Annotated in this window: 14 protein-coding genes; 6 read left to right on the top strand and 8 right to left on the bottom strand. The window is 42.0% G+C overall.

The window, feature by feature from the left end; genetic code table 11:
- Positions 1-202 precede the first annotated feature (202 nt).
- The 8 genes from AC1DUA_RS03130 to dnaA all read right to left on the bottom strand — a co-directional run bounded on the left by AC1DUA_RS03130 (position 203) and on the right by dnaA (position 10,195).
- Positions 203-1,270, bottom strand: coding sequence for an HD-GYP domain-containing protein (locus AC1DUA_RS03130; protein ID WP_477498349.1), 1,068 nt, complete (start codon positions 1,268-1,270; stop codon positions 203-205).
- A gap of 84 nt (positions 1,271-1,354) precedes the next feature.
- Positions 1,355-3,847 carry a DNA gyrase subunit A gene (gyrA, locus tag AC1DUA_RS03135; RefSeq protein WP_477498350.1) on the bottom strand — a complete coding sequence of 831 codons (2,493 nt, stop codon included), beginning with the start codon at positions 3,845-3,847 and terminating at the stop codon, positions 1,355-1,357.
- Between the two features lie 46 nt (positions 3,848-3,893).
- The gene (gene gyrB / locus AC1DUA_RS03140; protein WP_477498351.1) at positions 3,894-5,810 is read right to left on the bottom strand and encodes a DNA topoisomerase (ATP-hydrolyzing) subunit B; all 1,917 of its coding nucleotides are present in this window, start codon (positions 5,808-5,810) and stop codon (positions 3,894-3,896) included.
- A 68-nt stretch (positions 5,811-5,878) separates the two neighbouring features.
- Positions 5,879-6,127, bottom strand: a complete 249-nt coding sequence (remB, locus tag AC1DUA_RS03145) for an extracellular matrix regulator RemB (protein WP_127454100.1) — start codon at positions 6,125-6,127, stop codon at positions 5,879-5,881.
- A 5-nt stretch (positions 6,128-6,132) separates the two neighbouring features.
- Positions 6,133-7,251 (bottom strand): DNA replication/repair protein RecF, encoded by a 1,119-nt coding sequence (recF, locus tag AC1DUA_RS03150; protein ID WP_477498352.1) that lies wholly within the window; start codon positions 7,249-7,251, stop codon positions 6,133-6,135.
- 28 nt (positions 7,252-7,279) lie between these two features.
- The gene (yaaA, locus tag AC1DUA_RS03155) at positions 7,280-7,495 is read right to left on the bottom strand and encodes a S4 domain-containing protein YaaA (RefSeq protein WP_274471982.1); all 216 of its coding nucleotides are present in this window, start codon (positions 7,493-7,495) and stop codon (positions 7,280-7,282) included.
- Between the two features lie 14 nt (positions 7,496-7,509).
- The gene (dnaN, locus tag AC1DUA_RS03160; protein ID WP_477498353.1) at positions 7,510-8,652 is read right to left on the bottom strand and encodes a DNA polymerase III subunit beta; all 1,143 of its coding nucleotides are present in this window, start codon (positions 8,650-8,652) and stop codon (positions 7,510-7,512) included.
- A gap of 178 nt (positions 8,653-8,830) precedes the next feature.
- Positions 8,831-10,195, bottom strand: coding sequence for a chromosomal replication initiator protein DnaA (gene dnaA / locus AC1DUA_RS03165; RefSeq protein WP_477498354.1), 1,365 nt, complete (start codon positions 10,193-10,195; stop codon positions 8,831-8,833).
- A gap of 635 nt (positions 10,196-10,830) precedes the next feature.
- Between dnaA and rpmH the strand changes: the two genes are divergently transcribed.
- From rpmH to AC1DUA_RS03195, 6 genes are all read left to right on the top strand, one after another.
- Positions 10,831-10,965: a 50S ribosomal protein L34 gene (rpmH, locus tag AC1DUA_RS03170; RefSeq protein ID WP_028557239.1), complete on the top strand. Its 135-nt coding sequence runs from the start codon at positions 10,831-10,833 to the stop codon at positions 10,963-10,965.
- A gap of 137 nt (positions 10,966-11,102) precedes the next feature.
- Positions 11,103-11,462, top strand: coding sequence for a ribonuclease P protein component (gene rnpA / locus AC1DUA_RS03175; RefSeq protein WP_477498355.1), 360 nt, complete (start codon positions 11,103-11,105; stop codon positions 11,460-11,462).
- 71 nt (positions 11,463-11,533) lie between these two features.
- Positions 11,534-12,307: a membrane protein insertase YidC gene (gene yidC / locus AC1DUA_RS03180; RefSeq protein ID WP_477498356.1), complete on the top strand. Its 774-nt coding sequence runs from the start codon at positions 11,534-11,536 to the stop codon at positions 12,305-12,307.
- Positions 12,304-12,921 (top strand): RNA-binding cell elongation regulator Jag/EloR, encoded by a 618-nt coding sequence (gene jag / locus AC1DUA_RS03185; RefSeq protein WP_145665519.1) that lies wholly within the window; start codon positions 12,304-12,306, stop codon positions 12,919-12,921. Before yidC ends, jag begins: the two co-directional genes overlap by 4 nt.
- Positions 12,922-12,994: 73 nt before the next feature.
- The gene (gene mnmE, locus AC1DUA_RS03190) at positions 12,995-14,371 is read left to right on the top strand and encodes a tRNA uridine-5-carboxymethylaminomethyl(34) synthesis GTPase MnmE (protein WP_477498357.1); all 1,377 of its coding nucleotides are present in this window, start codon (positions 12,995-12,997) and stop codon (positions 14,369-14,371) included.
- Positions 14,372-14,419: 48 nt separating this feature from the next.
- Positions 14,420-15,266: FAD-dependent oxidoreductase (locus AC1DUA_RS03195; RefSeq protein WP_477498358.1), on the top strand; the 847-nt coding region annotated here is incomplete at its 3' end.

Genomic DNA, 15,266 nt, shown 5'->3' on the forward strand with positions numbered 1-15,266 from the left:
TCCATCGCCTTCAAAAGCGACCTGATCAATATACCACATCAGCCTATTCGATTGCAAGAACTTTTTTTTCAGTTACTTTCGTTCTTTCGTTCGACCGCCGAAGCGACAAGGAGTAATATAACAAATATAGAAACAGAAAGCAAGCATTTCTTTATATTCTTTTTAAAATAAAGAAAAACCCCTGATAAGGGGCTTCTCGTCTTTATACTTGTCCGATTACTTCTTGAATAAATAGGCTTCTCTCTAGCGTTAAATTGACGATCGTTCCATTGACATTCACCCAAGGTCTTGTTGGCTGCGAGCGATCCGAGAATATAATTTCTCCAATACGATTATCACTGAGTTTAACAAGTGTACCATTGCTAATTTGTGTAGCCTTGTTAATAAACACTTGAACCAAAGTTGGATCTACTTTTCCGAATGATTCCGTAAAGAGCTGCTCCAACACCAGGTAAGGGGACAGAGCTGTTTTGTGATAGCGTTCATTCGTCATTGCATTATAAATATCAGCGATGGCCACGATTTTAGCGTAAATATGAAGTTTGTCGCCTTTCACTCCTAATGGATAACCCGATCCATCCTCACGTTCATGATGCTGAACGGCTGTTAATTTAACACCCTCGTTGATTCCCGAAATGTTTTTCAGGATCTGATAGCCCATCAACGTATGCTGCTTAATCTCCTCCATCTCAGACTCCATCAAACGACCCTTTTTCTCCAGGATGGATGAATCTACTTTGGAAATGCCGATATCATGCAAGAGGCCGGCTAGAGCGATTTGCATTAAATCTTTCTGTGGAAGACCATGCCATCTAGCCAAACAGTACGAGGTCAAACTTACCATAATACTTTTATGATATATGTAGTCTTGCAAATTGCGATTTTTGGGAGCAAAAGTGAGTACTTTGTAGGTATCGATATGCTGAATAAGTGCTTCAAGCCCGTTACGAATATCTAGGATGGGTAAAGGTTGTCCGCCATTGGCAAGTAAAAAAACGCGTTTAAGTAGCTTTAACAGGTTCTGATACTCTATATAAAAAGGTGGAACTGAGGCAACTTCTTTCACTTTCGTGTCCTCAATGGCTCCCTCCGGCTCAATGCCGTTCTTTGATTCAATATAAACAGAAAGAATGAAAAAAGCTTTAAGAATCTCAAGATCTCTCTCGTTAAGGATTTTCCCTTTATTGAAGAGGACATTACCCAATTTCGTTGTTACATTATCTCCTAGTTTTTCGCCATACTTTAATTGAGAAACGGCTACTGTCGGCACGATCGCTCACTCACCTTACTTTAATCTTATACATGCTATTGTAAAGTAAAAGGGATGGGTTTGTAAGCCCATCCCTGCAATTTATTATTCTGTATCCGTCGATTCCGTTTCGGTTTCTTCCCAATCGCCGTCTTCTTCGTTTTCATTTTGGTCTTCGCTCTTCTGTACCCGCGCCAAGGTTCCAACTTCATCATCTTCACGAATGTTGATTAGACGCACACCTTGCGTGTTACGACCCATAACCGAGATACCATCCATACTTGTCCGAATGACCGTGCCGGAAGCCGTAATAATCATGAGATCTTCGTCTTCTTGAACGATTTTAAGACCTACCACAGGACCATTCTTGTCCGTGACGTTTAAGGTTTTGATCCCTTTACCACCACGTGATTGGATACGGTACTCGGAAACAGGCGTTCTTTTACCGAAGCCCTTAGACGTTACAATCAATACACTATTATCTTCATGGACTACGTCCATATCGATTACAGCATCTTCCTCATCAAGCTGGATACCTTTTACGCCAGTAGCCGATCTACCCATTGAACGCACATCTTGCTCTGGGAAATGGATTGACATACCGAGTTTGGTCCCCATAATGATACCTTGATTGCCGTCGGTTAATTTAACGCCGATGAGATCATCATCCTCACGCAAATTAATAGCGATTAGTCCACCTTTACGGATATTGGAGTAATCGTCAATTGGCGTCTTCTTCACAACACCTTGCTTCGTTGCAAAGAATAAGAATTGATCTGTCTCGAAGCTCTCAACAGGGATCACAGCATTGATCGTTTCACCTTGCTCGATCTGGATCAAGTTAATGATCGGTGTTCCACGCGCAGTTCGGCTCAAATCTGGAATTTCATAAGCTTTCAACCGATACACTTTACCTTTATTCGTAAAGAACATTAGGTAATGATGTGTATTGGTTACGAACAAATGTTCCACGAAGTCATCGTTTTTGGTTCCCATACCGACAATCCCACGTCCTCCACGCTTCTGGTTCTTATACGTGGTGACTGGTAGACGCTTAATGTAACCTGTATGCGTGATCGTAATAACGACATCTTCACGTGGAATGAGGTCTTCATCTTCGATGCTTTCCTCACCAATTGTAATTTCGGAACGGCGTTCGTCACCGAATTTCTCTTTTATTTCATTGAGTTCTTCGCTAATGATTGCTAGAATCAGCTGCTCGTCAGCAAGAATCGCTTTAAGTTCAGCGATTTTCTTCATGAGCTCTTCGTATTCAGCCTCAATTTTTTCACGCTCTAATCCAGTTAAACGCTGTAGACGCATATCAAGAATAGCTTGAGCTTGATCATAGCTCAAATTAAACGTGTTGATGAGGCCTTCTCTAGCCTCCTCGGTTGTTCTGGATGCACGAATCAATGCGATAACTTGATCCAGATGATCCAATGCGATCCGTAAGCCTTCCAAAATATGAGCGCGCGCTTCTGCTTTGCGCAGATCATACTCAGTTCTGCGGCGAATTACTTCCTGCTGGTGTTTGAGATAGTACTGAAGCATCTCACGAAGATTCAATACTCTTGGTTGGCCATTAACTAGCGCCAACATAATGATACCGAAGTTAGACTGCATAGCCGTATGTTTAAACAAGTTATTCAGAACGACATTCGGATTCACATCCCGACGAAGCTCGATCACAACACGCATTCCGTTACGATCTGATTCATCACGAAGATCGGTGATACCGTCAATTTTTTTCTCGCGAACGAGTTCGGCAATCTTCTCAACTAATCTAGCTTTATTAACTTGATAAGGCAGCTCATTAACGATGATTCTAGCCTTATTGTTATTTTCTTCAATGACGGTTCTAGCCCGCATAGTAACAGAGCCTCTACCTGTCGTGTAGGCTTGTCTGATGCCCTCACGGCCCAGAATGAATCCAGCCGTCGGAAAATCTGGCCCTTTGATCGCTGTCATCAGCTCTAAAGGCGTTATTTCGGGATTCTGGATCAGCATCTGAATACCCTCAATAACTTCTCGAAGGTTATGCGGAGGAATATTCGTAGCCATACCTACCGCGATACCTGAACTTCCGTTCACAAGCAAGTTAGGAAAACGAGATGGGAGAACAACAGGTTCTTGTTCTTCTCCATCGTAGTTAGGCGCATAATCGATTGTCTCTCTGTTGATATCACGTAGAAGTTCCATCGCAATTTTGGACAAGCGTGCTTCCGTATAACGCATGGCTGCCGCCATATCGCCGTCGATTGACCCAAAGTTACCATGACCGTCAACGAGCATGTAACGAAGAGAGAAATCTTGTGCCATCCGAACCATGGTTTCATAAACAGCCGAATCCCCGTGTGGATGATACTTACCGATAACTTCGCCGACGATTCTTGCTGATTTCTTATATGGTTTATCTGGAGACATGCCCAGTTCAGACATCGCAAATAGAATACGACGATGAACTGGCTTCAGGCCATCCCTTACATCTGGCAGTGCACGACTGACAATGATACTCATCGCATAGTCTAAGAAGGATGTACGCATTTCGGTAGAAATGTCAATTTCTTTGACTTGCGAACGTAATTCTTCGCTCATGAATGTTCCTCCTGAAAGCTTACATCGTTAACAACGTCTAAGACGTTTAGACATCTAGATTTTTCACGTAAATTGCGTGTTCCTCGATGAAATCTCTTCTAGGTTCTACGTTATCTCCCATCAAAGAATCAAAGAGCGTATCCGCTTCAATCGCATCTTCGATCGTCACTTGCAGCAAGGTACGGCTTTCTGGATCCATCGTTGTTTCCCATAACTGCTCAGGATTCATCTCACCAAGTCCTTTGTAACGCTGTACATTGACTTTGGCACCTTCACCAAACTCTTGCATGATCGTTTCTCTTTGCTTTTCGTTGTAGGCATAACGTATGGTTTTATTTCTTTCCAATTTGAAAAGAGGAGGCTGTGCAATATATACATAACCGGTTTCAATCAGTTTTTTCATGTATCTGTAGAAGAACGTAAGAAGGAGTGTACGAATATGCGCTCCGTCAACGTCGGCATCTGTCATAATAATAATTTTGTGATAACGAGCTTTATTGATATCGAAATCATCGCTAATCCCCGTACCAAAAGCTGTAATCATCGCCCGAATCTCCGTATTAGATAAAATACGATCCAATCTGGCCTTCTCTACGTTCAAAATTTTTCCGCGAAGTGGAAGGATCGCTTGGAAGTGACGATCACGTCCTTGCTTAGCTGATCCACCTGCAGAGTCACCTTCTACGATGTAAATCTCACTGATAGAAGCATCCTTGGAAGAACAGTCAGCAAGCTTACCTGGCAGAGCGCTTACTTCTAGAGCACTTTTACGGCGAGTCAGTTCTCTCGCTTTCCGTGCTGCTTCCCTAGCTCTTGCTGCTTGAATCCCTTTTTCCAGGATGCGCTTAGCTACCGCTGGGTTTTCTTCCATGAAAGTTTGCAGTTTCTCAGCAAATAGAGACTCAACAATACCGCGGACTTCGCTGTTTCCTAGTTTTGTTTTCGTTTGCCCCTCGAATTGCGGCTCCGGAATTTTCACGGAAATAATCGCAGCAAGCCCCTCACGGACGTCATCACCGGAAAGGTTAGAGTCGCTTTCTTTCAGGGAGTTCGATTTACGGGCATAATCGTTCAGAATCCGGGTAAGCGCACTTTTGAAACCTGATTCGTGCGTACCGCCTTCATGGGTGTTGATGTTATTTGCGAAAGAGTAAATATTTTCCGTATAGCTGTCGTTGTACTGAAGCGCAATCTCGATAGAGATATTATCCTTGGAGCCCTCTACGTAGATCGGCAACTCATTGACGACTTCACGATTTCTATTCAAATGCTGAACGAATGAAATAATCCCGCCCTCGTACATATGGGTTGTGGCCACATCTGTACGCTCGTCGATCAAAYTAATTTCGATTCCCTTGTTGAGGAAGGCAAGCTCACGAATCCTGGATTGAAGAATGTCAAAGTCATATTCCGTCGTCTCTTTGAAAATCTCAGGATCTGGCTGGAACGTTACTGTCGTACCTGTCTCTTCGGTTTCGCCGATCACTTTCACATCATACTGTGGCGCACCGCGGCGATATTCTTGCTGGTGCACTTTGCCTTCACGCATTACTTGAACTGTAAGAAGCTCAGACAATGCATTAACTACCGAAATACCTACCCCGTGCAGACCCCCTGATACCTTGTAACCGGAGTCATCTCCACCGAACTTACCGCCGGCATGAAGAACCGTAAGAACAACTTCCAATGTTGGACGCTTGAGTTTCGCATTTTCACCGACTGGAATTCCACGGCCATTATCAATAACGGTAATGCTATTATTCTTATGAACTATAACGTCAATCTTGGTACAGAAGCCGGCCAATGCCTCATCAATACTATTATCGACAACTTCCCATACGAGATGGTGAAGTCCACGGGCGCTTGTCGAGCCAATGTACATGCCCGGCCGTTTTCGTACGGCCTCTAAACCTTCAAGTACCTGAATCTGACTGTCATCGTACGCATTTTGATTCACGGACATGTTAATCTCCACCTGCTTTTTTATAGTGAGATAAACCTCTTATACTCTCTTATGTGAACAACAAAAGGTTAGTTCGTTAACAAAAGATGCGCTCTTTTCTTGAGCGTGGTAGAGGAGATCGGGGAATAATACACCTTGCTTTTCGTAACAACAAGTGATTTGCATTCTTCCTCACCGATTTTTTCTGTTTTTTTATCCTTAACAGCCTGTTGAATGAATTGTTTCGATATTTTTGAGGATTTTTCTATCGAGATATCGAATATAGCAATCAGTTCGGAAGCTCGAATAATTTTTTCTCCACCCAAATGAATAAACATGCTCCTCAGCTCCTGCCACTTACATTTCCTTTCAAAACATGAAACACGGAAGCATGGTTCAGTTGGTCCAAATGGACACTTTCTAGACCCGTCGTGGTGATAAATGTTTGCACTTTTTCCTGAAACGTGCGGATCAACTGCGTCTGCCTATATTCATCAAGCTCTGAAAGCACATCATCAAGCAATAAAAGAGGATATTCGCCAACTTCCTCATGGATGAGTTCAATCTCCGCCAGCTTAAGGGAGAGTGCAGTTGTTCGCTGCTGCCCCTGAGAGCCGTAGGTTTGGACTTCTTTGTCGTTGATGTAAAAAAGAAGATCGTCGCGATGAGGGCCCACAAGTGTAACGCCTCTTCGGAATTCCTGATCTCTGACCAATGATAACTTTATCATAAATTGGTTTAATAAAACAGATTCATCTTCAAACGTACCCATGTCAAACGAAGGGGAATAGCGGATGAGGAGCTCTTCGCTGTCATTCGTAATTCCTCGATGGATCGTTTCAGCCCATTGTTGCAGCTTCTTTATAAAGTTTTGACGCTTTTTCATAATTTTAACACCATACTGTGCTAATTGTTCATTCCAAATGTCCAACATTGCGTCTGGAGAGCCTTTTCCAGCGAAATTTTGTTTTAAATAATTGTTTCGCTGAAGCAAAATTTTCTGATATTGCGATAAATCATAGAGATAGGAAGGCTGCACTTGGCCAATCTCCATATCCAGAAACCGTCGTCTTATTCCAGGTGTGCCTTTGACAATTTCTAAATCTTCCGGGGCAAACATAACAACATTGAGCGCACCTATAAAGTTGCTGAGCTTCTTCTGCTCGAGTCCGTTGATTTTTGCTTTCTTGCCTTTGGTTGAAATAGAGAGATCCAGTTGACAGCTGCCATATCGCTTTTGGATCTGTGCATGCAGCTGTGTTTGTTCGCCGTTCCAGCCTATTAGTTCTTTGTCTTGATGAGTACGATGGGATTTGGTCATTGCCAAGACATAAATGGATTCCAATAAATTCGTTTTACCTTGTGCGTTAGGTCCTACAAAAATATTGACATTGCTATCCGTGGTCAACTCGATCTGATCGTAATTTCGGTAAGACTTAAGCGCGAGTCTGTTCAAAAACATGATTACTCATCCTCCTGGCTTGGCCCAATCAGGAGCTAACGACTTCGAATTGTCCGAAACCCTCCACGGTAACGATATCTTTCGGAACGAGTTTCCGTCCTCTGCGATTTTCAGCTTGTCCGTTCACTTCGATTTTTGTATCCACAACAAAAAATTTGGCTTGTCCACCTGTGGATATGCAGTCCGATAATTTCAGAAACTGTCCGAGCGTGATGTATTCGGTGTTAATAGCAATTTGTTTCATAGCTGGAGCACTCCTTAATTCGTTGTTCGATATGGCAAGATCAGCTGAAGAATGTTTGTCGAATCTTGCGGCTTCATGATGATAGGCTGCATAGCTCCAGTAAAACCAATATGAATAAACTCTGAGTCAAGAACTTTGAGCGCATCGAGCATATATTTGGAGTTAAAAGAGATCTTGAGTAAATCACCGACAATATGCTGCAGGTTAATCTGTTCTGTCACTTTGCCGAGCTCGGAGGAGCTGGATGAAATCTCGATCGTTTGGTCTTCGAGCATCATCATTTTAACAATATTCGTCTTATCTTCTTTGGAAAGGAGGTAAGCGCGGTCGATGGCTTCAGCCAATTCTTTTGTCGGAACAACCATTTCCGTTTGAAAAGACTGAGGAATGAGCTTCGATGTATCCGGATACGTACCGTCCAAAATACGTGAGTAAAATAAAATCGAATGAATTTTGAATAAAACCTGATTGTCCGAAATAACTATATCTATAAGTGAGTTTTGATCAGGCAGGATTTTGCTTAATTCATTCAGCGTTCGGCCTGAAATAACAATATTAGGCAAATTTTGCGCATTATCGTTATCAACAGTCACTTCTCTACTGGCAAGACGATGACGATCACAAGCAATAAACTTCAGTTTATCACCAGTTATATTCCAAAGTACACCCGTAAGAATCGGCGTAGACTCATTTGTGGATACCGCATAAGACGTTTGTTTAATCATTGTTTTAAGCAAATCGCTTGGAAGGCGTAACATTTTGCTTTCTTCGATTTCTGGCAGCAGCGGATATTCATCTGGATCAAGTCCCATTATTTGAATTTCGGAAGAACCGGAGCGAATGATGGTTTGAAAATTATGACCTACCTCAATTTCAATCAGTTGAGCAGGGAGTTTACGAATAATTTCAACGAAAAATTTAGCTGGAAGCACAACACTCCCGGCTTGAAATAACTGAATGATTTTGTTGGTACCATTTTCGCTGGGCGTAAAGCTTTGAATCGAAATGTCGGTATCGCTTGCCGTAAGGGTTACACCGCTTAAGGTTGCATCTATTTTGATCCCTGTAAGGATAGGAATTGTTGTACGTGATGAAATGGCTTTGGAAACGTGACCAATGGATTCTATTAAATGGTCTTTAAGGATCGTTAATTTCATGATTTCACTCCTGCAGTTCTTTTTTGGGGTGCGTTAGCATATCTTTATATAATAACATTCTTTATTAGTAATAGCAGTAGGGGCTCTGGATATGTGGATATGTGGATGAACCGTATATAGAGCAAGCCTATCCACATGTGCATAGATTGTGTATAGGCTCACCCGAAATCAAATGTTATTAAGAGGGGTTTTTGATACGCTCCGTCAGATTATGAACGATCTTATAGAGTTCCTGGTCCACTTTCAACATTTGCGATATTTTTTCATGGGCATGGATAACGGTTGTGTGGTCGCGGCCACCGAAATTGTCTCCGATTTTTGGCAAAGAGAAGTCCGTCAGCTCTCGTGACAGGTACATAGCGACCTGCCTAGGGAAAGCTACGGCTTTCGTTCGTTTGCGCGCTTTAAAATCCTCGAGCTTTAATCCATAGAATTCACCAACACGCTGCTGAATATCCTGAATGGTTATGACCCTTGGCCGGTTCGAAGGGATTATATCCTTCAAAGCTTCGGCGGTCAGATGCACGCTAATATCCTGATTAATTAGAGAGGAGTAGGCAACTACCCTTATTAGAGCACCCTCAAGCTCGCGGATGTTCGTATCGATTTGATTCGCGATATAAATCATCGCCTCATTCGGAATTTCAAGGTTTTCAGCTTTCGCTTTCTTACGTAGAATCGCGATGCGAGTCTCTAAATCAGGTGGTTGGATATCAGTAATCAAGCCCCACTCAAACCTAGAGCGCAAGCGGTCTTCCAGGGTTGGGATCTCTTTGGGAGGCCGGTCACTGGAGATAATAATTTGCTTGCCTTCTTCATGAAGGGCATTAAATGTATGGAAAAATTCCTCCTGCGTACCTTCTTTACCGGCGAGGAATTGAATATCGTCAATTAATAGTACATCGATGGTTCTATATTTATTGCGGAACCCTTCGCCGCGGTTATCACGGACAGCATTAATGAATTCATTCGTAAATTTCTCTGATGAAATATACAAAACGCGGGCACCAGGGTTATGTTCCAGCACGTAATGTCCGATTGCATGCATCAAATGGGTTTTGCCTAAACCAACGCCTCCGTATAAAAAGAGCGGATTATAGGCTTTCGCGGGAGCTTCGGCTACTGCTAATGACGCTGCGTGCGCGAATCTATTGCCTGATCCGATGACGAAGGTATCGAAGGTATATCTCGAATTCATCATATTCGTGAAATTTTCTTCGCCAGCCACAATCGCGGGACCTTTGGGCGGTATGACAGCCGGCTGTGTCGAGGCGGATTGAGCTTTCTGTTCTTCAGTCTCGATGATGAATTTCACGGAAACGTGTTTGCCCGTGTAATCATAAATTGTGCCTTCAATCAGCTTGGTGTACCGGCTTTCCAACCACTCCTGGGCAAAATTGTTGGGCGCACAAATAACGACAGTCGAATCATTGAAAACTGTCGCTTTGGTCGATTTTAACCAAGTATCGAAGCTAGGTTTGCTGAGTTTAGTTTGGATAATCGATAAGATTTGCTGCCATAAATCCGTAGAATGGCCTTCCACAGTAATTCACTCCTTTAAAATCAAACATGTGGCGTATAGGCCAGGTTTCAGAAAATATGATTTGTGTATAAATCATTATGGTTGAAGCTCTAACTGGCGCGATCCGAAATTAGCATAGATTGAACGCAATCAGAGTATATTCTGCGCGATTTACGGCGAAAAGAACCTTCATGTCTGATGGGGTCAAAAAAGGACGGCTTTTGTCGTTTTATCCACATTATTAAGAATCGGTTAAAATGACTTATTCTTGTAGAGGGAATTTTGTTCACAATGTTATCCACAGACTGTTGATAAATCGGAGAATTGGTCGTGTATATCCACAACAGAAACATTATCATCTTAACAAAAGATAGCCTGTTAATCAACGGATTGTTTGGTATTATCCACAATTACAACAAGTTGTGCATAGAAATTGTTCACAACACAAGATATTGTTAATATTCTGTTGATTTTCGACAAGCTTCTCTTTTCGGTGGATAATTTTTATACACAGGTTATTCTTTTTCGATTTATTATGATTTATTTGGCATTTCCTTCTGAACGCTCGGGTAGGTTGACTTTCTTAAGGGTTATATGATTTAATGAGTAGTAGAAATTTTGTAGGATGGATATCCTCAGATAGGGAGGTGCTATAGATGGGTCCGACGTTTAACCCGAATACGAGAAAGCGTAAGAAGAATCATGGTTTCCGTAAAAGAATGAGCACGAAGAACGGTCGTAAAGTTCTACAAGCTCGTCGTCTTAAAGGAAGAAAAGTTCTTAGCGCGTAAAAAGAGGCTCCGGAAGGGGCTTTTTTTTTTGCATTTAGATGGATCAGTTTATATGCCGTTATTTCGGTCAAAAATAGATAAGATGCCTAAATGGTGATTCGCTTATCTGATGTTAATGGTCTGGAGCGTACACGTCTGTGGAAAAAGAATATAGATTAGCTAAACGAGAAGACTTCAATAAGATTTATCGATATGGCAAATCAATGGCCAACCATCAGTTTGTTCTTTACTATTTACCTCAGCCTAAATTGGAAAATTTCCGACTTGGAATATCTGTGAGTAAAAAAGTGGGGAACGCGGTTGTTCGGAACCGCTTGAGACGAATGGTAAAAGAGATCATTCGTTTGAAAAAAGAAAATCTGATGCCGCATCATGATTACATTTTGCTGGCCAGGAAACCCGCTGTAGATATGGAATACGCCGAGATGGAAAAAAGCATTTGGCATGTAATCCGAAAAGCTTCTTTATTAAAAAGAAACGACACAATAAAAAAGTGAAGCATTATTTCTTTTCGCGCTTAAATTGTGTTATAGTTTATGTTGGAAAAGATATTTAGGAGGATCTCATTTTGACTCGTCGACTCTATTTGCTTGCAGCTCTTTCTGCGTTGATCTTATTGTTGTCAGGATGTAGTCCTAGTAGCTCTGCTATGGCACCAATCGATCCTAACACGGCAGGTTTTTTTGTAAAATATTTCGTGTACCCGCTTTCGCAGACACTCGACTGGTTCGCCGTCAAGTTATGGGGTCAATATGGCTTATCCATTTTGGTCGTAACCCTAATTATTCGTCTCATTATTTTGCCTCTGACGCTGAAACAGTATAAGAGCTCTAAAAAGATGCAAGAGTTGCAGCCTGAGATGAAAAAGCTTAAAGAAAAGTATAAAGATGATGCGAAGAAGCAGCAGGAAGAAACAATGAAGTTATTTCAGTCAAATGGTGTGAATCCGTTAGCTGGTTGTTTTCCAATCATTGTTCAAATGCCAATTCTGATTGCGCTTTATCAAGCTATCATGCGTAATGATCATATTCGAGAGCATACTTTTTTATGGATGAATTTAGGACAGCCCGATCACTATTACATTCTTCCGATCATTGCCGCGGCAACAACATTCGTTCAACAAATGTTTATGTCTTCTCAAATGAATCAACAAATGAAAAGCTTACTATACATTTTCCCGGTAATGATTTTCGTGATGTCCATGAATTTCGCAGCTGCGCTGCCACTTTACTGGATTTACGGTAACATCTTCACCATTATTCAGTCTTACTTTATTTATGGTTCTCCTGGAAAACAAAAAAATCCTGGATCTCAAAATAATAAGGGTGGCCTGTCCAAATGAAAAAAATTGTGGTGACTGGAAAAACTATTGAGTTAGCGGTTAAAGCCGGTCTTTCTCAATGGCAGGTTTCGGAGGATCGTGTTAAGATTCATATTTTGGAACAGCCCTCTCGGGGTTTGTTCGGGTTTATTGGTTCCAAAGAAGCTAAGGTTGAGCTTGAATTGATACCAGATCCGCTTGAGGAAGCCATTGCTTTCTTACAAGATATGTTCGAAGCGATGAAAATTTCCATCACCATAGACACGACAAAGGATCGCGAAGGCTACCAGTTGAATATGAGTGGTTCGGAGCTAGGTATTTTGATCGGTAAAAGAGGACAAACCCTCGATGCGCTGCAATATTTAGTCAATATTGTCGCAAATCGTTATGCGAATTCGCATTTTCGGATTATCTTGGATGCGGAAAATTTCCGAGATAGACGTAAAAAGACGTTAGAGGAGCTAGCTCTAAGGTTGGCGAATCGTGTCATAAAGTCGAAAAAAGAAGTTATTTTGGAACCGATGAACTCGCAAGAACGCAAGATTATTCATGCGGAATTGCAAGGACATCCTGTCGTCAAAACATATAGCAAAGGCGAAGAACCGAATCGTCGGGTCGTGATCGCCGTCAAATAACCTTAGCCGCAATGACATGAGCATAAGTCATTGCTTTTTCTTTAAGATGAGGTAAATTCGAGGTGTAAATACTATGTTAAATGATACGATTGCTGCTATTTCTACACCGCTCGGTGAGGGTGGGATAGCGGTTATTCGTGTGAGCGGGGATGAAGCAGTTCCACTGGTGGAGCGTGTTTTTCGCTCAAAAACGAAATTATCTGATGCTGATACGCATACGGTACATTATGGATTCATTATAGAACCTGCTTCTGCCGAAAAGGTAGAGGAGGTTCTCGTTACTTTAATGAAAGCTCCGCGCTCTTTTACAATGGAAGATGTAGTCGAAGTTAGTTGTCACGGCGGCATTGTTTCTGTTAAGAAGGTATTGGATTTGTTGCTGCAGCAGGGGATACGATTGGCGGAACCTGGTGAATTCACGAAGCGAGCCTTCCTTAATGGTCGGATTGATTTGACACAAGCGGAAGCTGTTATCGACTTGATTCGTGCCAAATCGGACCGAGCTTTTAAAGTGGCTTTAAAGCAGGTTGAAGGAAATTTGTCGAAGCAAATCAAGCATTTGCGTTATGTATTAGTAGAATTAATGGCCCATGTTGAAGTCAATATTGATTACCCTGAGCATGATGTTGAAGAAATGACGAATGCTTTCATAAAGAGTAAATGTGACACGGTAATGCTTGAAATTGACCGTCTTTTGGTGACCGCTGAGCAAGGTAAAATACTACGTGAGGGCATTGAAACAGCCATTGTGGGCAAACCGAATGTAGGCAAATCATCGCTGCTGAATGAGTTAGCGCAAGAGAATCGGGCGATTGTAACGGACATTCCAGGAACCACTAGGGATGTCATTGAGGAATTTGTTAATGTAGGTGGTATTCCACTTAAGCTGCTAGATACAGCAGGGATTCGGGAAACGACTGATATCGTGGAACAAATCGGAGTGGAAAGGTCGAAAACAGCTTTGGCTGAAGCGGATTTAATTTTACTTGTACTGAATAGCAATGAAGAGCTTCAATTAGATGAGATTGCTCTAATGAAGCAATTAGCTGATAAGCAAACGATTGTTATTTTGAATAAGATTGATTTAAGTCGAAAACTGGATATTGATCAAGTGCTGAGTTATTTTCCACAGGAACGTATCGTTGAGTTATCTCTGATTGAGAATAAAGGTATCGATCATTTGGAAAAAGCGATTGCTGGAATTTTCTTTGAGGGTAAACTAGAGTCAAGTGATTTGACGTACGTTAGCAACGTTCGACATATATCATTATTGAAGCAAGCGAAACGCTCGTTACACGATGCGCTTGAGGCTAATGAGCAATACGTGCCAATCGATATGATACAAATAGATATTCGAGCAGCTTGGGAGCAGCTTGGAGAGATTATTGGTGATTCTGTCGGAGAGTCGTTGATCGATCAAATTTTTACACAATTCTGCTTAGGTAAATGAAAACCGACAGCATTTTCGTTTTCATAAAAGAGGGAGGGACTTTGTACTATGGGATATCATGCAGGTGAATATGATGTTATTGTCATCGGCGCCGGACACGCAGGTTGCGAATCTGCTCTGGCTTCTGCCCGGATGGGCTGTAATACACTACTTTTAACAATTAATTTGGATATGGTTGCTTTCATGCCTTGTAATCCATCTATTGGTGGTCCTGCAAAGGGCCACGTTGTTCGAGAAATCGACGCGATTGGTGGCGAAATGGGTCGTAACATCGACAAAACTTATATTCAAATGCGCATGCYGAATACCGGCAAAGGTCCAGCTGTGCATGCTCTTCGCGCACAAGCCGACAAATTCTCGTATCARCACAAAATGAAGGAAACGATTGAAGCAACGCCAAACTTAACGTTACGTCAAGGTATGGCTGAAGAGCTCATCGTTGAAGATGGCACGATCAAAGGTGTTATTACAAAAACAGGCGCTGAGTTTTATGCTAAAGCAATTGTTCTTACTACGGGAACTTACCTAAGAGGAAAAGTTATCATGGGTGAGCTTATGTACGAGAGTGGCCCTAATAATCAACAACCTTCTGTTAAACTATCCGAATCTCTGCGTAAACTTGGCTTTGATCTCGTTCGTTTCAAAACAGGAACTCCTCCGCGTGTTCATAAGGATTCTATTGACTTCAGTAAAACGGAAATTCAACCTGGCGATGATGAGCCTAAGTTTTTCTCCTTTGAAACAAAATCAGGTACTCCTAATGAACAACTGCCATGTTGGTTAACGTACACATCTGAAGAAACGCATAACATTATTAACTCAAATCTGCACCGCGCTCCAATGTTTTCAGGGGCGATTGAAGGGACTGGGCCAAGATATTGCCCGTCTATTGAAG

It is taken from the genome of Paenibacillus sp. 01T422, from assembly GCF_056398785.1.